At 68.8% G+C, this 20,303-nt stretch carries 16 protein-coding genes and 1 tRNA gene; 3 read left to right on the top strand and 14 right to left on the bottom strand.

The features are described from left to right. Window positions 1–126: 126 nt before the first annotated feature. The 3 genes from ACK4SC_RS04580 to ACK4SC_RS04570 are packed head-to-tail and all read right to left on the bottom strand — an operon-like array spanning window position 127 to window position 3,570. A complete protein-coding gene (locus tag ACK4SC_RS04580; RefSeq protein WP_409615263.1) occupies window positions 127–1,842 on the bottom strand; it encodes a dihydroxyacetone kinase family protein in 1,716 nt (571 codons plus the stop codon). 49 nt (window positions 1,843–1,891) lie between these two features. After that, on the bottom strand, window positions 1,892–2,704 hold the full coding sequence (locus tag ACK4SC_RS04575; RefSeq protein ID WP_409615260.1) for an HAD-IA family hydrolase: 813 nt from the start codon (window positions 2,702–2,704) through the stop codon (window positions 1,892–1,894). 2 nt (window positions 2,705–2,706) lie between these two features. Further along, on the bottom strand, window positions 2,707–3,570 hold the full coding sequence (locus ACK4SC_RS04570) for a ketose-bisphosphate aldolase (protein ID WP_409615257.1): 864 nt from the start codon (window positions 3,568–3,570) through the stop codon (window positions 2,707–2,709). 174 nt (window positions 3,571–3,744) lie between these two features. Between ACK4SC_RS04570 and ACK4SC_RS04565 the strand changes: the two genes are divergently transcribed. Both ACK4SC_RS04565 and ACK4SC_RS04560 read left to right on the top strand, forming a co-directional pair. After that, window positions 3,745–3,832, top strand: a tRNA-Ser gene (locus ACK4SC_RS04565). A 40-nt stretch (window positions 3,833–3,872) separates the two neighbouring features. Continuing rightward, window positions 3,873–5,012, top strand: a complete 1,140-nt coding sequence (locus tag ACK4SC_RS04560; RefSeq protein WP_409615254.1) for an AI-2E family transporter — start codon at window positions 3,873–3,875, stop codon at window positions 5,010–5,012. A 17-nt stretch (window positions 5,013–5,029) separates the two neighbouring features. On the opposite strand, the gene ACK4SC_RS04555 is transcribed toward ACK4SC_RS04560, so the two are convergent. The 4 genes from ACK4SC_RS04555 to ACK4SC_RS04540 all read right to left on the bottom strand — a co-directional run bounded on the left by ACK4SC_RS04555 (window position 5,030) and on the right by ACK4SC_RS04540 (window position 10,132). Continuing rightward, window positions 5,030–6,349: a flavin monoamine oxidase family protein gene (locus tag ACK4SC_RS04555; RefSeq protein WP_409615252.1), complete on the bottom strand. Its 1,320-nt coding sequence runs from the start codon at window positions 6,347–6,349 to the stop codon at window positions 5,030–5,032. Window positions 6,350–6,470: 121 nt separating this feature from the next. Continuing rightward, a complete protein-coding gene (locus ACK4SC_RS04550) occupies window positions 6,471–7,475 on the bottom strand; it encodes an arsenic resistance protein (protein WP_409615250.1) in 1,005 nt (334 codons plus the stop codon). Between the two features lie 73 nt (window positions 7,476–7,548). Continuing rightward, window positions 7,549–8,973 carry a sodium/glutamate symporter gene (locus ACK4SC_RS04545; RefSeq protein ID WP_409615248.1) on the bottom strand — a complete coding sequence of 475 codons (1,425 nt, stop codon included), beginning with the start codon at window positions 8,971–8,973 and terminating at the stop codon, window positions 7,549–7,551. 25 nt (window positions 8,974–8,998) lie between these two features. After that, a complete protein-coding gene (locus tag ACK4SC_RS04540) occupies window positions 8,999–10,132 on the bottom strand; it encodes a glycerate kinase (RefSeq protein WP_409615245.1) in 1,134 nt (377 codons plus the stop codon). 75 nt (window positions 10,133–10,207) lie between these two features. Between ACK4SC_RS04540 and ACK4SC_RS04535 the strand changes: the two genes are divergently transcribed. Next, complete coding sequence (locus ACK4SC_RS04535) at window positions 10,208–11,737, top strand: alpha-N-arabinofuranosidase (protein ID WP_409615243.1); 1,530 nt, start codon at window positions 10,208–10,210, stop codon at window positions 11,735–11,737. 7 nt (window positions 11,738–11,744) lie between these two features. On the opposite strand, the gene ACK4SC_RS04530 is transcribed toward ACK4SC_RS04535, so the two are convergent. The 7 genes from ACK4SC_RS04530 to mmsA all read right to left on the bottom strand — a co-directional run bounded on the left by ACK4SC_RS04530 (window position 11,745) and on the right by mmsA (window position 20,261). Next, window positions 11,745–13,028, bottom strand: a complete 1,284-nt coding sequence (locus ACK4SC_RS04530) for a saccharopine dehydrogenase family protein (protein ID WP_409615240.1) — start codon at window positions 13,026–13,028, stop codon at window positions 11,745–11,747. A 52-nt stretch (window positions 13,029–13,080) separates the two neighbouring features. Further along, window positions 13,081–13,746 carry a phosphatase PAP2 family protein gene (locus ACK4SC_RS04525; protein ID WP_409615237.1) on the bottom strand — a complete coding sequence of 222 codons (666 nt, stop codon included), beginning with the start codon at window positions 13,744–13,746 and terminating at the stop codon, window positions 13,081–13,083. A gap of 43 nt (window positions 13,747–13,789) precedes the next feature. After that, window positions 13,790–15,019, bottom strand: a complete 1,230-nt coding sequence (locus tag ACK4SC_RS04520) for a multidrug effflux MFS transporter (protein WP_409615235.1) — start codon at window positions 15,017–15,019, stop codon at window positions 13,790–13,792. Window positions 15,020–15,268: 249 nt separating this feature from the next. After that, window positions 15,269–15,850, bottom strand: coding sequence for an HhH-GPD-type base excision DNA repair protein (locus tag ACK4SC_RS04515; RefSeq protein ID WP_409615232.1), 582 nt, complete (start codon window positions 15,848–15,850; stop codon window positions 15,269–15,271). Window positions 15,851–15,896: 46 nt separating this feature from the next. Then, entirely contained in the window at window positions 15,897–17,315 is a 1,419-nt protein-coding gene (locus ACK4SC_RS04510) for a GH1 family beta-glucosidase (protein WP_409615230.1), read from the bottom strand. A 169-nt stretch (window positions 17,316–17,484) separates the two neighbouring features. Beyond that, the gene (mmsB, locus tag ACK4SC_RS04505) at window positions 17,485–18,660 is read right to left on the bottom strand and encodes a multiple monosaccharide ABC transporter permease (RefSeq protein ID WP_409615377.1); all 1,176 of its coding nucleotides are present in this window, start codon (window positions 18,658–18,660) and stop codon (window positions 17,485–17,487) included. 71 nt (window positions 18,661–18,731) lie between these two features. Further along, a complete protein-coding gene (gene mmsA / locus ACK4SC_RS04500) occupies window positions 18,732–20,261 on the bottom strand; it encodes a multiple monosaccharide ABC transporter ATP-binding protein (RefSeq protein ID WP_409615227.1) in 1,530 nt (509 codons plus the stop codon). Window positions 20,262–20,303 lie beyond the last annotated feature (42 nt).

Raw genomic sequence — 20,303 nt, 5'->3', positions numbered from 1 at the left:
GGGCGCCCCGTGGTGGGCGGGTTGTCCCCGGCCGGGCTCCGGGGGTTGGGCTGGGGTGTCCGCCTTCCCGGGGGGGGGGGGGCGGGGGGCGGCCCCCCGCCACCCCGTCGTGGTTGAGGGTGTGGCCTACTTCGCCAGCAGTCCGGCGATCGTCGTGACGACGAGACCGAACGAGGTGGCACCGGGGTCGGCGTGACCCAGCGAACGCTCCGCGAGCACGCGCGCACGGCCGAGGGTCGGGCGCATGTCGGCGGTCGCCGCCGCCGCGTCGACGGCGACCTGCGCCGCCTCGCGCCAGGCGTCGGCCGGTGTCGCGCCGGCGTTGATCGCCGTGCGCAGCGCCCGGGCGAACGGCACCTGGGCGTCGATCATGGTCTTCTCGCCCTCCTGACCGCCGCCGAGACGGATGATCGCCTCGATGAACGCGTCAGCAGCATCCGCGTGTGCCTCGGGGCTGATCGCCGACTGGTCGCCCAGCACGTTGCCCGCGGCCGTCAGTGCGGCGCCCCAGAGGGCACCGGAGGCGCCACCGGCGTTCTCCGACCACCGGGCACCCGCCCCCGCGAGCACCGTCTGCGCCCCACCGCCGTTCGCGGCAAGCTCTTCGGCGATGTCGGCGGCGGCACCTGAACCACGGGTCATGCCGATGCCGTGGTCACCATCACCCGCGATCGCGTCGAGGTCGCCCAGCATTCCGGCGTTCTCGGAAATCGTGTTGTGGATGGCGCGCAGGCCCTGAGCGATGGCCTTACCGGCCGCCTGCGACTCGGCGCTACCCGGCGTCGTCACCTGGATCGGCTCGGGCTCGGTGTTGAACACCTTGTCGTCACCGTGGGGAGGGTCGGCCAGCTCGGCGCGGTGGTACGACGGGGTGTCGCACGGCGCGTTCCAGTAGCCTTCGAGCTCGTCGTCCAGCCAGGCGATCGTCAGCGAGACGCCGCCCATGTCGAGCGAGGTCATGAACTCGTCAACCTGGCCCTCGATGAGTTCCAGGCCCGCCTCGCGAATGCGGCGCTCGACCGAGTTGTACATGACGTACAACTCTTCGTACTTGGCCGAGCCGAGGCCGTTGAGCATCGCCACGACGCGCTTGCCGGCGCCGTCGGGAGCCTCCTCGACGAGCTTGTTGACGAGCAGGGCGGCGACGTCGTCAGCCGTGCCCATCTCGGTCTCGTAGATACCGGGCTCGCCGTGCACGCCGAGGCCGACACCCATCATGCCGTCGGGCACCGTGAACAGCGGCTCGGCGGCGCCCGGCAGGGTGCAGCCCGAGAAGGCGACGCCGAAGGTGCGCACGTTGTCGTTGGCCTTCTGGAACACGCGCAGCACCTCGTCGAGCGACAGGCCAGCTTCCGCTGCCGCGCCCGCCATCTTGAAGACGGCGAGTCCGCCCGCGATGCCGCGGCGCTTGTGAATCTCGTCTTTCGAGGCCGAGGCCACGTCGTCCGTCACAACCGAGCTGCGCACGTTGTACCCGTCGGCCTTCAGGCGCTCGGCGCCGAGACCGAAGTGCAGCACGTCACCCGCGTAGTTCAGGAAGCCGATCAGCACACCGCCGCCGTTGTCGGCGTGCTTCGCGACGCTGTACACCTGTGACGCGGACGGCGACGAGAAGATGTTGCCGCAGACGACGCCGTCGACGAGGCCCGGGCCGATCCAGCCGGTGAAGGCGGGGTAATGGCCGGTGCCACCACCCACGACGATCGAGACCTTGCCGGGCTTCGAACGGGTCGCGCGCACGACGCCGCCGAACACCTTGCGGGCGTGGCGGGGGTTCGCGGCGACGAAACCGTCGAGCAGCTCGGCGGGAAAGTCGGCGGGGTTGTTAACCAGTGATGTCATGTCGAAAACCTCGTTGTTTTGTCGGTGATGGTGGAGGTGGAGGAAGGGACTAGGCGGCGGGCGCCGAAGCGCCAGCGTCAGGGGTGGGGGCGACGTGGATCAGGCGCTCGCAGTCGGCGAGCGTCACGTAGCGGCCGATGGGCAGCTCACTGGGATTGCGCAGCACGGTGGCCGCCTCCCCCGGCTCGGGCTCGCCGAGGCTCGTCACCACGAGTGACGCCGGGGAGAAGTCCTCCTCGGTCGTGAACGTGCTGACCGTCACGATCGTGCGCAGCGCTGCGGCAACGGATGCGCGCATCCCGTTTTCGCTGTCTTCGACGACGACGACGTCCGCCGGGTCGAGGCCGAGCTCGCGAATGGCCAGCAGGTAAATGTCGGGAGCGGGCTTCTTGGCCGGGACGATGTCGCCGGCGTAGACCGAGAACAGGCTGGCGAGTTCGGCGCCAACGGCGTGCTTGAGCACCGCCCGCACCGAGACTTCCGCCGAGGTCGAGCAGACCACGAGGGTCCAGCCGGCGTCGGCCGCCTCCTGCACGATGCGCTTGATGCCGGGGCGACCGGGCATGACACCCGCCTCGACGAGACTCGTGTAGATGGCGGTCTTCGAGCGGTGCCAGTCGGCGACGAGCGCATCCTGCTCCTCGGCGGAGGTCGGCAGGCCCGCCTCGGCGACGAATTCGGGGGTCAGCAGACTGCGCAAGCGCTCTTTGCCGCCGCCGATGCGCACCTTTTCGCGGTAGTCGTCAACCGACCAGCGCACGGGGAGGTTCTTTTCGGCGAACATCTCGTTGAAGGCGCGCATGTGGCCGTCGTGTTCGGTGTCGGCGAGAACGCCGTCGCAATCGAAGATGAGTGCGGGCATGATCAGTTGCCCGCCTTTCCGGCACTGCCGAACTGCTCGGCGAGGTCAACCACCAGGTCGACAACGTCGGCGTGGACGCTGGCGAACAGGCTCGGGGGATCCCACTTGTCGGCCGACTCGGCACCCTTCAGGAAGGCCAGGGTCTGCTTCATGTACGTCTCTTTGAGCGACGTCGAGATGTTGACCTTCGCGCACCCGCGCGAGATCAGCTCGGCGAACTGCTCGTTCGTCATGCCGCTTCCGCCGTGCAGGGCGATCGGGATGCTGCGCTCACGCACGAGGTCGCTCACGCGATCGAAATCCAGCACGGGCGTCGACTTGTAGGCACCGTGCGCGTTGCCGATCGACGGGGCGAACACGTCGATGCCGGTCTCGTCGATGAAGTCGAGTGACGCCTGCAGTGAGTGCCGCTCGGCCTCCTCGTCAGAGCCGTGGTCGTCTTCGACCCCCGTGATGGCCTCGAGTTCGCCCTCGACCTGCGCGCCGTACTGCTTGGCGAGGTCAACGACCTCTTTCGTCAACGCGAGGTTCTGCTCGGCGGGCAGGGAGGAGCCGTCGAACAACACCGAGTTCCAGCCGTTGGCCAAGCAGGTCTTCACAACCTCAACGTCCGGGCAATGGTCGAGGTGAAGCACGGCGGGCACGCTCACCCGTGCGACCATCGCCTGCCACATCGCGGCAATCACCTCAGCGCCGATGCTCTTCACGGTCTTCACCGACGTCTGGACGATGATCGGCGACTGGGCCTTCTCCGCGCCGGCGAGCACGGCCTCCAACGTCAGATCGTTGAAGATGTTGATGGCGGGAACGCCGTAGCGCTCGGCGAACGCCGGCTCAACGACCTCCCGCAGGGTTGCGACACTCACCCGGGAACCTCCTTGTTGTGGACGCTTCCACGCTAGGAGCGGCGGCAACTGCCGGGCTATGAGGATTCCCCCTGCCGCGCAGGTAGGGGTTTCCTCTACCCCTCCCGGGGCACGATAGGATCGCCACGTCGTGTTCGCGCGCTCGTTCCGAGCGTGATGCGCGAACCGACACTCGGAGGATTCGCCTAGTGGCCTATGGCGCACGCTTGGAAAGCGTGTTGGGTGCAAGCCCTCAGGGGTTCGAATCCCCTATCCTCCGCCAACCCTCGTGAAACGGGCTCGCGCACGACAGAATGAGGCTCGTGAGCGACGAACGAGCATCCGATGTTTCTCGCGCGAGCGGCGACGCCGCTGACGCGCACCTGCCCGCCGGCGATTCGCGACCGAAATGGATGGCCGGAATCCTGAGCAGCGGGCCGTTCCGCTTCGGATTCGTCACCACGCTCGGCGTCCTCCTCGCGCTGCTGCTCGGGGCCGCCATCGTGTCGCTCAGCTACGCGATCACGCTGATCTTCCTCGCGATCTTCATCAGCCTCGGGCTGTACCCGGTCGTGACGCGCCTGCAGAACCGCGGGGTGTCGAAGACGGGCGCGATCCTGATCGTGCTGGCCGGCTTCATCGGCATCGTCGTCACGATGGTGCTGCTCATCACGCCGATCGTGATCGAGCAAGCGACCGAGCTCATCACCACGGTTCCGAGCTACCTGACGGACATCGAGAACCAGCCGTGGTTCGTGAACCTTGACACCGACTTCGGCGGCGCGCTGACGACCCTGCTGGCGCTGCTCAACGACGCGATCGCCGACCCGAACACGTGGGTGGTCGTCGGCGGCGGGGCCCTCGCCATCGGAGCCTCGATCGTCAACGGGGTGTTCGGGATCATCTTCGTCGTCGTGATGACCCTCTACTTTGTGGGTTCGCTCGACCTGATGAAGGGCGCGCTGTACGAGCTGGTTCCCGCGTCGCGGCGTCGCGGGTTCCGTGAGCTCGCGGAGGAGATCTTCGACTCGATCGGCAAGTACCTGATCGGGCAGATCGTGCTCGCCGCCCTGAACGCGACGTTCTCGTTCATCCTGCTGACGATCCTCGGGGTGCGGTACGCCGTCGTCTTGGCGTTTCTCGCGCTGTTCATCACGCTGATCCCGATCATCGGGCCCGTGATCAGCACGACACTCATGACGGTGGTGACGCTCTTCGAATCCCCGGTGACCGCGCTGATCGTGGCCATCGTGATGATTGTCTACATGCAGGTCGAGTCGTACGTGCTCACACCGCGCATCATCGGCAAGGCGATCAGCATTCCGTCGGCGCTCGTGTTGATCGCCGCCTTCATCGGGGCGACGCTCCTGGGGCTGCTCGGCGCTCTGGTCGCCGCGCCGCTCGTCGCGTCGATCCTGCTGATCCTGAAGAAGGTCGTCGTGCCGCGGCAGAACTTGCGGTAGGCGCCGCGCGCTCGCGCCTAGGCGCCGAGCATCGCGGCGGCGGCCGCCCGGCCCGTGCGCACCGCGCCCTCCATGTAGCCGCACACCCACTGGTCGCTGCCGGCGATGTAGAACGGCGGCTCGTGCGTGCCGTGCAGCGGGCCGACGCCCATCACGTCGCCCGGGCGCCAACTCGTGATGTAGCCGAGCGTGAACGGATCGACCGCCCAGCGGCGCACCATGAGCGATTGCGGGGTGCGAGCATCCGGGCCAAAGGTGGCGACGAGTTCGTCGAGCAGCTCGTCGTGCACCCGGCCGGGAGCGGTCGACAAGAACGCGCTCTGCCGCTCGGGGGGCACGAGCGCCGACAGGATGCCATCGCGCTGCACCCAGGTGCCGCCCATCATTCCGGTTTCGGCATACGAGGTGCCGTTCAACCCGTCGCGCGCCCAGAACGAGTCGGCGTAGGCGACCGTGACCTTCGAGGTGAGGGCGTGACGTTGGCGGTCGAGGGATGCACGGCGCTCGTCGCTGAGACCGTCAATGCGGATGCGGCGCAGCGGCCCCACCGGGATCGTGCACACGATCGCATCGGCCGTGTACCGCTCGCCGGTCGCGAGCTCGACCGCACAGCCACGCGTGCTGACGGTGACGCGCACAACCTCGGCGCCGTAGGTGAGGCGGTGACCCAGCTCGTCGGCCATGCGCAGGGCGACCGTCGCCGAGCCTTCGGCGACGCGGCTGACCTCCCACACGTCGTAGTCGTAGAAACCGGCGCTGGGGTCGCCCGTGACGGCCTCCTTGCGCAGGTCGCTGAGCAGCGACGTGCGCTCGACCGACTCGGCGGCGAGCGCGAGCATCGCGATGTCTCGGGCGCGCACGACGTTCGGGGTCGCACCCACCTCGCGAAGCCACTGGCCGACACTCAGTTGGTCAAGCCGTGCGGCGTCGGGGTGCGACCAGGGGTCATCGGGGTCGACGCTCGCGACCAGCCGGCGAAATTCGGATTCACACCGCTCGTAGGATGCTCGGTCGGCGTCGTCGAAGAACGGCAGGTCGCCGACGTGGCGGCCGTCGGCGAGAAGCCACACGTCGTCACCGGGCAGGCCGGCGAAAGCGGGCACGAGGGTGAGTCCGAGCTCGCCGACGAGCTGCGTGTACGCGGTGTGGGAGGGGCCGATGACCTCGCCGCCGAGTTGCATGAGGCGACCGTCGGCGAGCGTGGTCTGCTCGACGCGACCTCCTGGGCGACTGCGAGCTTCGAGTACGCGCACGTCGACGCCGGAGTTCATGAGGTCGCGGGCGGCCGACAGTCCGGCGAGGCCGGCTCCGAGCACGATGACGTCGCTGCGGTTCAACTCGACTCCTTTGTCGGGGGGGGTGATGTGCTCGTGGTGCGGTGCCGATGCTGGAGTTTCGGCGCGCGATTGCGGGAGGTTATGTGCGCCCTGTCCCGCGACTACTCCAGTGTAGGAATTCCTACAGCGGAGTAGTCGGGGCGGGGAGCACGCGAGGTAGCGCACGCACCAGCACGGCGACGCCCGTGAGCTCGACCAGGGTCTGGGTCACGACGACAACCGCGACCACACCCGCACCCTCGGGCACAGCAAGCGCGATTGGCAGCACGACGAACGAGTTGCGGGTCGCCACGCTCATCACCAGCGTGCGTCCGGCCGTGTGCGGCAGCCGCGCCAGCCGCGCCGCGGCCACACCGAGCGCCACGGCCGCCACCAGATAGAGGAGGAAGATCCCGACGAGCAGCGGCAGCAGCGGGGCCGCGTCGAGCACCGCGGGCACCTCAGACGCGGCAACCAGCAGCAGCACCACCGCGAGGAGCGGCACCGGCAGGCGCCCCGCAACGCCCTCCACCCCCACGGGGCCCCGAGCGACCCGCGCCGCAACGCCCTGCACAACCGCCGCCAGGCCCAGCGGCAGCACCAACACCACCAGCACCGTCGCGCCCAGCCGGCCCACGTCGATGAGCGCGCCAACGTCGGCTCCGGCGGCACCGCCGGCGATCACCCACACGTAGACCGGCAGTACGGCCAGCTGCACGAGCAGCGACACCGGGGCGAACGCCACCGCCCGCGCCGTGTCCCCACCCGCCAGCTGCGTGAACGTCAGAAACCAATCGGTGCACGGCACCACCAAGACCAGCACAACGCCGAGCACCACCAGGGCGCCGTCCACCCCCGCCACCTCGTCCGGCACGAGCAGCACCAGCACGGCCACGACCAGCGGAACCACGACGAAGTTCGCGACGAGCGCTGTCATCAGAAAGCGCGCATCCCGAAACGCGACCGGGATGCTCGCCAGCGGCACCAGCAGAAACGTCACGAATAACAGCGCGGCGAGCGCCGGCAGAACCGCCACGCCCAGCGCCGCGCCCGCCGCCGGCACTGTGCTGCCGAGCGTGAGGCCGGCCGCGATAGCCCCCAGGTAGACGAGGACCTGCAGGCGCTCGAGCCGGGACGGAGGGGTCATGGCTGGCGGGCTGTCCTGAGAGGCAGTGGAACGATCGACGAAGCGGTCATGGGCGGGTCGCTTGGGCCTCAGCTCAGGCGCGTGCCGCGCTGGACGTACTCGACTCGGCGGCGGCGCGGTCGAGCGCCCGTCGTCGCCACAAACCCCAGGCGAGGAAACCAATCGCGAGGCCCAGCGACACGAGGCCGAAGGTCAGCGACCCCCAGGCGATGATGAGCGGAACCGAAAACGCCGTGATGAGACCTCCGCCGAGGAACGGCTCGTAGCCGAGCTGCTTGTAGCCGTAGGCGTTTGCCGCGTTCGTGCGGCGCTGGGGATCAACCATGTCGGCGAGCACGAATCCCGTGGCGACGTTGCCCTGCGACTGCCCGAAGTCGGCGATCGCGTGCTCGAACCAGTCGCGGCCGTGAATGCGCGGGCCGAAAAACAGCAGCGCGGTGACGCTCCACGCGACGGCGATCACCGTGAACGCGATCAGCACCGGCACGTTCGCGCCGAGCGTGGCCAGGCTCATCGTGCCGATCGCCGTGGCGATGAGCACGTCGAGGCTGATCGCCGAAATGCCGTTGACGCTGCGCTTCTCGATGTAGTGGTCCTGCTTGACGGCCGTCGCGGCCAGCTGCACGAGGTAGCCGCCGATCACCGCGAAGGGGAACAGCGGGAAGTTGTCGAACGCGTCCGAGCCCAGCAGGCCCGCCACGAACCGGAACGCCTCCAGCAGGCCGATCGCGACCGCGATGGCGAGCGCGATGCACATGAGGGCCACCGTCACCGGGCCCATGCCGCGGTTGTCGGGCTCGGCGTCGAGCTCGGTCGGGTCGCAGCCCGCGTTGTTCAGGTCGTGCACCTCCTTGCCCGTGAGCGGGGTGGTGCGCGCCAGCGAGATCTTCGGGTTCTTCACGGCCCACCGCACCAGCAGCGAGCCGAAGACGACGCCCGTCACCATCGAGATGGTCGCAAGACCCAGCCCGAGGTCGATGAGCTCGCTCGCCCCGGCCTCGGTGAGCAGCGGCCCCATGCCCGCGATCGTGCCGTGTCCGCCCGCGAACGACAGCTCGATGATCGACCCAGCCAGATCGGTCACCCCGAAGAACGGCGTCAAGATCAGCACGACGGCGAGGGCCCCGAGCGCGAACTGCCCGAACGACAGGGCGCTGCCGAAGATCACGTGCGGGGCCGACGCCTCCCAGATCTGACGCGGCTTCGGAAGCGACTTGCCGAGCATGACCGCCGCGAACACCACGTTGATGAGCAGCCCCGGGAGGGTCGCCCAGATGGCGAGCACCTCGCCCGGGATCACCCCGTCAGTGTCCGTCCACACCCCGAGCAGCTGCGGCCCGATCAGCAGAATCACGAAGCCCGCGATCACCGACGTCGGGATGAACAGGGACGCGAACAGCGGAACGTACCGCCGCACGACCGTCGCGAGCAACAGCACGATGCCGAGCACCACGATCGAGAAACCGGCCCACTGCGCGTCACTCAGGTCGAAGGTCATGGCATCCAGTCAACCAGGGCCGCGGTCAGAACCTCTGAGCAAGCTGGGCGCCGGCCGCGCGCAACCAGCGCGCCGGGTCGGACATGGCGGCACCGGAGGAGCCGGCCAGCTCGCTCAGCGACACGGCTTCGGCGAAGCCGCGCGGCTCGGCGCTGATCGCGCCCGCGACCAGAGCTCGCGCAGTACCGGCCGCGTCAGCCCGGCGGGCGACCTCGTGGGCAACCTTGCCCGCGGCGGTCTGGCCGTCGAAGCGGCCCTCGCCCGTGATGACCAGGTCGGCGCCGGCGAGCGCCGCGTCGAGTCCGATCGCGTCGGCAACCGCGACGGCACCCGACCGCAGGGATGCGCCCCAGGCGAGCAGGGCGAAGCCCGTACCGCCAGCGGCCCCCGCACCCGGCGTTGCCGGGTCGACGGCTGCGCCGCCGTTCGCGGGACGAAACGCCTCGCTCACCATCAGCGCGTAGCGGGTGAGGATCTCATCGACGCGAGCGATGTCGGCCGGATCCGTGAGGCCCTTCTGGGGGCCGAACACGGCGGCCGCACCGGCCTCACCGGTGAGGGGCGACGTCACGTCAACCCACGCGATGATGCCGCCCACGGGACGGAGACGTCGCCGTGGCGCGGCTACCGCGGTGACGACCTCGAGCTCGGCGGGCCCCCGGGGCGGCCTGCCGGGCACCCCGGTGAAGACCGAGCCGAGCGCTCCGAGCATCCCCGCGCCACCGTCGCTCGAGCCGCTCCCGCCGAGCGCCACCACCAGGCGCTCGACACCGTGCGCGACGGCGGCCACGATCGCCTCTCCGACGCCGATCGTGTGCGCGGTCCATGGCCGCGGCTCGTCAAGCAGGGTTAATCCGGAGGTGCGGGCGAGCTCGATAACACCGGTGCCGTCGGGCAGCAGCAGCCAGTGGGTGTCGACCGGCCGATCATCGGGCCCGGTCACCGTGATGGGCACGCGCTCGCAGCCGGGAGTCGCCGCCGCCAGCACGTCAAGGGTTCCCACGCCGCCGTCGGCCATCGGCCGTGTGACGATCGCGTCGCCGGGGCGCACGCCCGCCCAGCCCGCGGCGAGAGCCTCCGCAGCGGCGGCCGCGTCGATCGTGCCCGTGAACGAGTCGGGCGCGATCACGATGCGGGCGGGGCGCGGGCTCTGCGTCACGTGCGTCAGTATCGCGCACCGCGCATCCCGTATATGTTGTGTTGTGCCACAAAAACCCCAACGAAGGGATGCCCGGTGAGCGACCACGACGACACCCTGGCCATCGCGCGCGCCACCGTACACCCCGCGTTCACGGTCGGGCCGATCGATCGCCGCATCTTCGGCTCGTTCGTCGAGCACCTCGGTCGGGCCGTCGACACCGGCATCTACGAGCCGGGGCACCCGACGGCGGACGCCAACGGCTGGCGCGGCGACGTCGCCGCTCTCACCCGCGAACTCGGCACCACGGTCGTGCGTTACCCCGGCGGCAACTTCGTCAGCAACTACCGCTGGGAAGACGGTGTCGGCCCGCGCGACGAGCGCCCCCGGCGCATCGACCTCGCCTGGCGATCCATCGAGCCGAACCAGGTGGGCACCGACGACTTCATCCGCTGGACGCGGCTGACCGGTACTGAGCCGATGCTCGCCGTGAACCTGGGTACGCGCGGAGCGGACGCTGCCGCCGAGCTCGTCGAGTACTGCAACGTCGCCGGTGGCACGGCCCTGTCAGAGCAGCGCCGGGCCAACGGTGCCGATGAGCCGCACGGTGTGCGGCTCTGGTGCCTCGGCAACGAGATGGACGGCCCCTGGCAGATCGGCCACACCACCGCCGACGAGTACGGGCAGCGCGCCCGGCACGCCGCCCAGGCCATGCGCCGCGTCGACCCGACGATCGAGCTCGTCGTGTGCGGCAGCTCGGCGCGCGACATGCCCACCTTCGGCGAGTGGGAACGCGTCGTGCTCGAGCACACCTTCGACCACGTCGACCACCTCTCGGTGCACGCCTATTACCAGGAGCGAAATGGCGACCGCGCCAGCTTCCTCGCCAGCGGCGCAGCATTCGAGGCGTTCCTCACCGAGGTCATCACGATCGCCGACGCCGTCGCCGCCCGGCGGCACAGCGACAAGCGCATCACCCTCTCGGTCGACGAGTGGAACGTCTGGTACCTCGACGCCGTCGAACCCGACGCGACCCTGCCGCTGCGCGAGCGACCCGACCTGCTCGCCGAGCGCTACTCGATGCTCGACGCGGTCGTCGTCGCCGACCTGCTGTCCACGCTCATCCGCCACGCCGACCGGGTCGCGATCGCCTGCCTCGCGCAGCTCGTGAACGTGATCGCCCCCATGGTGACGATCCCCGGCGGCGGGGTCTGGAAGCAGACGACGTTCCACCCCATCGCGCTACTCGCGCGCCACGCGCGCGGCACCACCCTGGATGCTCGCGTCGACTCCCCGACGCTCGCGACAGCCGCCCACGGCGACGTTCCCGTCATCCAGCCGACGGTCGTGCACAACGCCGAGGCCGGTGAGCTCGTCATCGCCGTGACAAACCGGGGGGCGACACCCGCGCCCTTCACGCTCCACGCGCTCGGCTACGAGCTGGGCGAGGTCGTCGACGCCGTGACGCTGATCGCCGACGACCGTGGCGCGCGCCGCAGCGCCGCCGAGGCGGCCGACGGCGTGCCGGTGTCGCTCGACGGCGTCACGGCCACGGGTCAAGAGCTCAGCGCTACGCTGCCGCCCGAAAGCTGGAGCCTGATTCGGGTGGCCGCGCGAGCATCCTGAATCCGCCCTACGCGGTCGTCGCCGGCGTGCGCTCCTCGAGCCCCCAGGCCTGGCCGTAGCCGCCCTCGCTCTCAGGCTTCGCCATGAGGTCGAGGAACGGCTTCGCGTCGAACGCCTCCGGGCCGAGCACGCCGGCGCCGCTCCAGGCGCCGGTCGCGAGCAGCTCGAGCGCGACGACGGGGTTGAGGGCGGTCTGCCAGACGACGCACTGCGCCTCGTACTCGGCCATCGTCCACTCGTTGTCGCTCACGTGGTAGAGGTACACCTCGCGCGGTTGGCCGTCGGTGCCCGTGCCCGTCACCCAGAGGCCGGCACAGGTCTTGCCGGTCATGCGGGGGCCGAGCGTCGCCGGGTCGGGCAGGCCGGCGGCGACGACATCGCGCGGGCTCACCTCGACGGGCCCGTTCGCGCTGCGCACGCGGATCGGCTCGGTCTTGTCGAGGCCTAATTGGTTCAGGGTCTTCAGAATGCCGATGAACTCGTCGCCGAGGCCGTACTTGAAGGTGACGCGCTTCGCGTCGAGCCAGCGCGGCATGAGCAGCACCTCTTCGTGCTCGACGTTCACGCACTCGACCGGGCCGATGCCCTCGGGGAAGTCGAAGACCTCCGGCTCGCTGAACGGCGGGGTCGTGTACCAGCCGCGGCCCTTCTCAAAAATGACCGGAGGGTTCAGGCACTCCTCGATGGTGGTCCAGATCGAGAACGAGGGTGCGAAAATCTCGTTGCCCTCGTCGTCGCGTACGACGAGGTTTGCGCCGTCGCGCGTGCCGAGCTCGTCGACCTCGCTGAACAGGTGGTCGACCGCGTAGCGCGCGAACACGTCTGACAGCCCCGGCTCGACACCCATGCCGACGAGGGCGAGGCGCCCGGCCTGCTCCCACTCGTGCGCGACGGCGAACTGCTCATCGCCCAGCTTCACGCCGGTCTCGCCGTACGGGTTCGACGGGTGCGGAACCGACAGGCTCATCGCCATGTCCATGTAGTCGGCACCGGCAGCGATCGCGCCGCGGAAGATCGGCATGACGAACTTCGGCTCGACGGCGTTCATGACGTGCGTGACCCCGTGCTCGCGGGCTACGCGCTCGACGACCTCCGCATCCGACGCGTCGATCTGGGCGGCGACGAAGCGGTCGCCCTGCGGGCCGTGCTTCGCCTCGATCCAGGCGATCGTGCGCTCGGCACGGGTGATGTCGTAGTCGCTCACGACGAGTTGTTCAAAGAACGAGCGGCGTGCGGCGATCTTGGCAATGGCGTCTCCGACGCCTCCGGCACCAACAAGCAGAATCCTCATGGCTCACATATTATCCAACTGGACAATAAATGCACAAGGGGGATGCGCATCCCTACGACGCGGCGGGCGCCCGGGGGCGAGGCTCCGCCGCCAGCCGATCGGCAATCGGCGCCCACAGCACGACGGCGACGCCCGCGCCGAGCAGGGCGCCCCCGATCGTGTCCGTCACCCAGTGCACCCCGAGATAGGTGCGGGCGAGAGCCATCGCCACTACGTAGGCGAGCCCCGCAAGCCACACCCACCAGCGCGACCGCTCGAGGCCGAACACCAGCGCGAGCACCACCGCGATCGTCGCCGCGTTCGCCACGTGCCCCGACGGAAACGACCCCTCGTCGGTCGCCACGAGCATGAACTCGGGGCGCGCGCGGTCAAACAATGCCTTCAACAGCTGCACCAGACCCGCACTCACCGCCGCGGCGACCACAGAGAAAGCCGCCGCCCACGGGCGACGCAGCGCCACCAACCACAGCACCATGGCTACCGGCACGATGACCACACCCACGAGATGGCCGCCGATCCAATCGAGGAACAGGGCGGGAACGTCAAACCACGGCGCTCGCTCCTCCAGCAACTCCGTCATGAACCGCTCGTCCACGCCCAGTGGCGACTCGCGCACCGCGATCAAGGAGCCGAGCACCAGCGCCACGGCGATACCGACGCTGGCGCTGATGACCGGCCAGCGGCGACGGATGCGGCGGGCCTTCGCAACGGAACTCATGCGCGCGACGCTAGCGCAGCATCCTCGCCGCGAGAGGAAACGTTCAGCGACTGAGCGGCGGAACCGTCCACGGGCGAACAACCGCCCATAGTCCGGCCGCCGCGAGGGCGCCGCAGACGGCCATCATCGCGCCCATCGGCACCGAGTCGGTGATGCCGAACAGGCCGACGATCGGCGACAGCAACCCCGCCAGCCCGAAGTTCAAGGCGCCGAGCAGGGACGCCGCGGTGCCCGCCTCCTTGCCGTGGTTCGCCAGGGCGAGCACCTGCACGCAGGGGAATCCGAAGCCGCACGCGGTGATGAAGAACCACAGGGGAACGATCGTGCCGTACAACCCGGCCCCCGCCAGGTCGAGCACGACGATCGCGACGGCGCTGATGACGAGGGCGGCCGTCGAGACGCCGAGGATCCACTGCGGGCCGACGTACTTCGCCAGCCGCGAGGCGATCTGCACGCCCGCGACGACGCCGATCGAGTTCACGGCGAACAGCAGGCCGTAGCCCTGCGCATCCAGGCCATAGACGTCCTGGAACAGGAACGACGAGGCCGAGAGGTAGACGAACAAGCCCGAAAAGGTGAACCCGCCCACCAGCGCAACGCCGATGAAGATGCGGTCGCTGAACAGCGAGCGGTAGCGCTGCCCGATCGTCGAGTGCCCGGGGTCGACGCGGCGCGCCGGCGGCAGCGTCTCGACGATGAACAGCCACGAGGCGATCACGATGATGACGCCGTAGATCGCGAGAAAGACGAACAGGCCGCGCCACTCGGTGACGAGCAGCAGCTGCGAGCCGATGATCGGCGCAGCGATCGGGGCGAGGCCGTTGACGAGCGCGAGGCGCGACAGCATGCGCACGAGCGGGTAGCCGCCGAACAGGTCGCGCACGGTCGCCATCGCCACCACGCCCCCCGCGGCGGCGCCCATGCCCTGCAAGACGCGGAACACCATCAGCACGGTGATGTCGGGAGCAAGCACAACGCCGATACTCGCCGCCACGTGCACGGCAGTGGCAACGATCAGCGGCAGGCGCCGACCGACCTTGTCGCTCCACGGGCCCACGAGCAGCTGGCCGAGCGCGAAGCCGATCATGGTGGCCGTGAGCGTCAACTGGATCGTCGCCGTACTGACCCCGAGCTCAGCCTCAATCGCGGGAAACGCCGGGAGGTACAGGTCGACGGTGAACGGTCCGAGCGCGGTGAGCGCGCCCAGCACGATCACGTACACGGCGCGCTGGCGCCCGGTCAGCGAGTCTCCGGGATGCACGACAGTCGTCACGCGGGTGGCCTTTCTGGACGCGTCGGCGCGCGGAGCGTCGACGCGTCAGTGCGAAGTGCGGTGGTGGATCGGGCGCACGGATGCGCGGCTCGCGCGGGCGGGACGGATCGCCGTTCACAACCCCCGGCCTCCGCACTCGAGCGGGGTCAGCCTACGCCTGCCGGGCCCCTCGTGTCGAATCGATTCGAGTCGGCGTGTTCGCTCGACCCGCGCCGCCGCGATCCCACCGTGGGGCCGCCTCGTTCGGCGCTACTTTCCCTTCGCCTTCGCCTTGGCGGCCTTCTTTGCCTCGCGCACTCGGGCGAGCGACTCGGCGTCGACGATGTCGGCGACCGACCGGTACGAACCCTCGACTCCGTAGTCGCCGGCGGCCTCGCGCCAGCCGTCTGCCTGCAGCCCGCACTGCTTGCCGAGCAGCGCGAGGAAGATCTTCGCCTTTTGCTCGCCGAAGCCGGGCAGCGCCCTCAACCGGCGCAGCACGTCGGCCCCGGTGGGGGCTCCGCTGTCGGTGGGCGCCGTCCAGATCGCGGCCGCGTCGCCGCCCCACTCATCACGCACCACCTCGGCGAGCGCCTGCACCCGGCTCGCCATCGAGCCGGGGAACCGGTGCACCGCCGGGGTCTGCCGAAACACCTCGACAAACTCCTCCGGGTCAGCGGCCGCCACCGCCTCGGGCGTGAAGGTGCCCATCCGGTCGGCGATCTTCGCGGGCCCCGCGAACGCGGTTTCCATCGTCACCTGCTGGTCGAGCAGCATGCCAACGAGTAGCGCGAACGGGTCGTCGGTGAGCAGGTGGTCGGCGCGGGCATCCCCCGTGATGTTCAGAGCCATGCGACTATTCTCGCGCCGGTCTCTGCGAACGGGATGCGCGCATCCCCTACGCCGGAATCGCGCGCTCGCGGATCAGCTGCGCGTACCAGCGGGCCGAGTCCTTCGGCGTGCGCTCGAGCGTTTCGTAGTTGACGCGCACGATGCCGAAGCGCTTGGTGTAGCCGTAGGCCCACTCGTAGTTGTCCATGAGGCTCCACACCTGGTAGCCGACGATGTCGGCGCCGCGCCCCATCGCCCGGTGCACGGCGGTGAGGTGCTGACGCAGGTAGTCGATGCGGTCGGTATCGCGCACGCGCCCGTCAGGGTCGGCAACGTCGGGGAACGCCGCCCCGTTTTCGGTGATCATCAGGGGCAGCCCGTACGACGCGTGCAGGTCGACCAGCAGGTCTTCGAAGGCGGCCGGGTCGATGTTCCAGCCCATGTCGGTGTGCGGGCCCGCGGTCGGCAAGAACTCGATCTCCTCCGCGGCCCCCGGCCAGGCGGTGCCGCGCGAGGCCCCGTGGCCATCGGCCGACGAGCGCTCGCCGACGCCGTTCCACAGCCGCACGCGCATGGTCGAGTAGTAGTTGACGCCGAGCACGTCGAGGGGCTGGTGAATCTGCTCGAGGTCGCCGGGCTCGACGAACGACCAGTCAGTGATCGCCGCCGTGTCGGCGAGCAGGTCGGCGGGGTACTCACCGCGCAGCATCGGGCCGGTGAACGCGCGGTTGCCGAGCGCATCGATGCGGCGGATTGCCTCGTCCGACGTGTCGTCGACCCCGCGGGCCACCTGTGGGTTGAGGGTCGCCGAGTACTGCACGTCGGGCTTCGTGACGCTGGCGCGTAGCGCCTGAATTCCGAGCCCGTGGGCGAGGTTCAGGTGATGCACGGCCCGCAGTGTGGCCAGTCGGTTGGTCACGCCCGGGGCGTGCACCCCGGCGCCGTAACCGAGGTACGCGCTGCACCACGGCTCGTTCAGCGTTGTCCACACGGCGACCCGGTCCCCCAGCGCCTCGCCCATGATGTGGGCGTAGTCGCCGAAGCGCAGGGCGGTGTCGCGCGCGGTCCAGCCGCCGCGGTCCTCCAGCGCCTGCGGCAGGTCCCAGTGGTAGAGCGTCGCGATGGGCGTGATGCCGCGCGCGAGCAGCCCGTCGACGAGGCGGCTGTAGAACGCGACGCCGCGGTCGTTCGCGGCACCCTTCCCGTCAGACTGGATGCGCGGCCACGCAATCGAGAACCGGTACGCCTGAAGACCGAGCGACTGCATGAGGTCGAGGTCGTCGTCGAGGCGGTGGTAGTGGTCGCAGGCGACGTCTCCGGTGTGGCCGTGCAGGACGGCGCCGGGCGTGCGGCTGAAGGTGTCCCAGATGGACGCGCCGCGGCCGTCTTCCGTCACGGCCCCTTCGATCTGGTAGCTAGCGGTGGCCGAGCCGAAAAGGAACGTCTCGGGAAACTCGAGGCCGTGCTGGCGGTAGTCGTCGCTCATGCTTCTGAGCCTAGGCGGAGAGAGTGTGGAACCGCTCCCACGCGCGGCATGTCAGACAGGTACGACCGCACCGCGCACACGACGAGGCCCCGCGGAGGTGGTTCCGCGGGGCCTCGTGGCGCGAGTTCCCTCATGGGCCGGATGCGCGCATCCGGGTTCTCGGAATTGTCTACCGGCGGGTGCGCACCCCGGCCCGGTTCTTGTTGTAGACGTCGAAGGCGACCGCCAGGAGGAGCACGAGTCCCTTCACCGCCTGCTGCCACTCGATGCCGATGCCCATGATCGACATGCCGTTGTTCAGCACACCGATGATGAAGCCGCCGATGATGGCACCCGTGACCGTGCCGATGCCGCCTTGCACTGCGGCACCGCCGATAAACGCCGCCGAAATGGCCTCGAGCTCGAAGCCCTCACCGGCCTTCGGGCCCGCGAGGTTCAGGCGGGCGGTGAAGATGAGGCCGGCGAGCGCGGCAAGCACGCCCATGTTGACGAACAGGTAGAAGTCGACCCAGCGGGTCTTGATGCCCGACAGTTCGGCCGCGCGACGGTTGCCACCGATCGCGTAGATGTGCCGGCCGAAGGTCGTGCGGTTGGCGACGACCGTGTAGGTGAGCACGAGCGCGGCGAGCACGACGAGGGTCACCGGGATGCCCTTGAACGAGCTCAGCGCGATCGTCACGGCACCGATACCGACCACGAACAGGGCGAGCTTGCCGACGAACCACGGCATGGGCTCGACCTCTTGGCCGTACTTCAGGCGCCCGGCGCGCGTGCGCAGCTGCTGCACGACGAGGGCGACGATGGCGATGGCTCCGATGGCCAGCGTCACGGGGTCGATGGTTTGCCCGCCGACCTGCACCGGGAAGTTCAGGAAGCCATTACCGAGGTTGCGGTACTCCTGCGGGAACGACCCGATGTTCGAGTTGCCGAGCGTGATGAGCGCGAGCCCGCGGAAGATGAGCATGCCCGCCAGTGTCACGATGAACGCGGGTATGCCGACGTAGGCGATCCAGAACCCCTGCCAGGCGCCGACGATCGCGCCGACGGCGAGCGAGAGGATGATCGCGAGCCACCAGGGCAAACCCCAGGTGACGGCGAAGACTCCGGACACGGCTCCGATGAACGCCGCGACCGATCCGACCGAGAGGTCGATGTGGCCGGCGACGATGACGAGGACCATGCCGATCGCGAGAACGAGGATGTACCCGTTCTGCACGATCAGGTTCGAGATGTTCTGCGGCCGCAGCAGGATGCCGTTGGTCGTGATCGAGAAGAACACGACGACGGCGAGCAGGGCCAGGAAGATGCCGTTCTTGCCGAGGTCGGCCGCGGCGTGCGAGAGCATCGCCGCGAACTTGTTGTGGTGGCCGGTGTCGGCCGGCCCCTCGACGGCGGGGCGCGTGGTCTGGTCGGTCATTATCGCTGCTTCTCCAGGGTCATGAGCTTGAGCAGAGCTTCAGGGGTGGCGTCTTCGGTCGGCAGCTCGCCAGTGATGCGACCTTCAGACAGGGTGTAGATGCGATCGCAGATGCCGAGCAACTCAGGCAGCTCGGAGGAAATGACGATGATCGCCTTCCCCTCGTCCGCGAGACGGTTGATGATCGTGTAGATCTCGTACTTGGCACCGACGTCGATACCGCGGGTGGGCTCGTCGAGGATGAGCACGTCGGGGTCGGACTGAATCCACTTCGACAGCACGACCTTCTGCTGGTTTCCACCGGACAGCAGCCCGGTCTTGTTCAGCACGCTCGGCGTCTTGATGTTCATCGACTTCTTGTACTCGTTCGCGATGCGGTACTCCTCGTTGTCATTCACGAGGCCCATCGAGACGAGCTTGTGCAGCGAGGCGACCGAGATGTTGCGCTTGACGTCCTCAATGAGGTTCAGACCGTAGGTCTTGCGGTCTTCCGTCGCGTACGCCAGACCGTTCTCGATCGCCTCGGCGACCGAGCGCACCTTAATCTCTTTGCCGCGCTTGTAGACGGTGCCCGAGATGCGCGAGCCGTAGGAGCGGCCGAACAGGCTCATCGCGAACTCGGTGCGACCGGCGCCCATGAGTCCCGCGATGCCGACGATCTCACCCGCGTTGACGGTGAGCGACACGTTGTCGACGATGACGCGCTGGTTGTCTTGCGGGTGGTGCGCCGTCCAGTTCTCGACGCGCAACACCTCCTCACCGATGTGCGAGGTGTGGTCGGGGTAGCGGTGCTCGAGGTCGCGGCCGACCATGCCCTTGATGATGCGGTCTTCGCTCACCTCGGTGCGCGTGATCGTCTCGATCGTCTTGCCGTCACGGATGACCGTGACGTTGTCGGCGATCTTGCGAATCTCGTTGAGCTTGTGGCTGATGATGATCGACGTGATGCCCTGCCCCTTGAGGTGCAGGATCAGGTCGAGCAGGTGGTCGGAGTCGGCGTCGTTGAGCGCGGCTGTCGGCTCGTCGAGGATGAGCAGCTTCACTTCCTTCGACAGCGCCTTCGCGATCTCGACGAGCTGCTGCTTGCCGACACCGATGTCCATGACCTTCGTGGTCGGCTTCTCGCTCAAGCCCACGCGGGCGAGCAGCTTGGCGGCCTCGAAGTTGGTCTTGTTCCAGTCGATGAGACCGAGCGGGCCCTTGACCTCGTTGCCGAGGAAGATGTTCTCGGCGATCGACAGGTACTGGCTGAGCGCCAGCTCCTGGTGAATGATGACGATGCCCTTCGACTCGCTGTCGCGAATGTCGGAGAACTCGACCGTCTCGCCTTCGAAGACGATCTCGCCGTCGTAGGTGCCGTGCGGGTACACACCCGAGAGCACCTTCATGAGGGTGGACTTGCCGGCGCCGTTCTCACCGCAGATGGCGTGGACTTCGCCGCGCTTCACCTGCAGGGTCACGTCGGACAGCGCCTTCACACCCGGGAAGGTCTTCGTGATGCCGCGCATCTCGAGGATGTTCTGGGTCACGTCAGTACCCGATCCCTTTCGTACGTCGTTGTTCGGGGGGTG

It is taken from the genome of Microcella sp. (genome assembly GCF_046293215.1).
Lineage (GTDB): Bacteria > Actinomycetota > Actinomycetes > Actinomycetales > Microbacteriaceae > Microcella.
The sequence above is the reverse complement of the archived record's forward strand: the minus strand, read 5'-3'. Positions and strand labels throughout refer to the sequence as shown.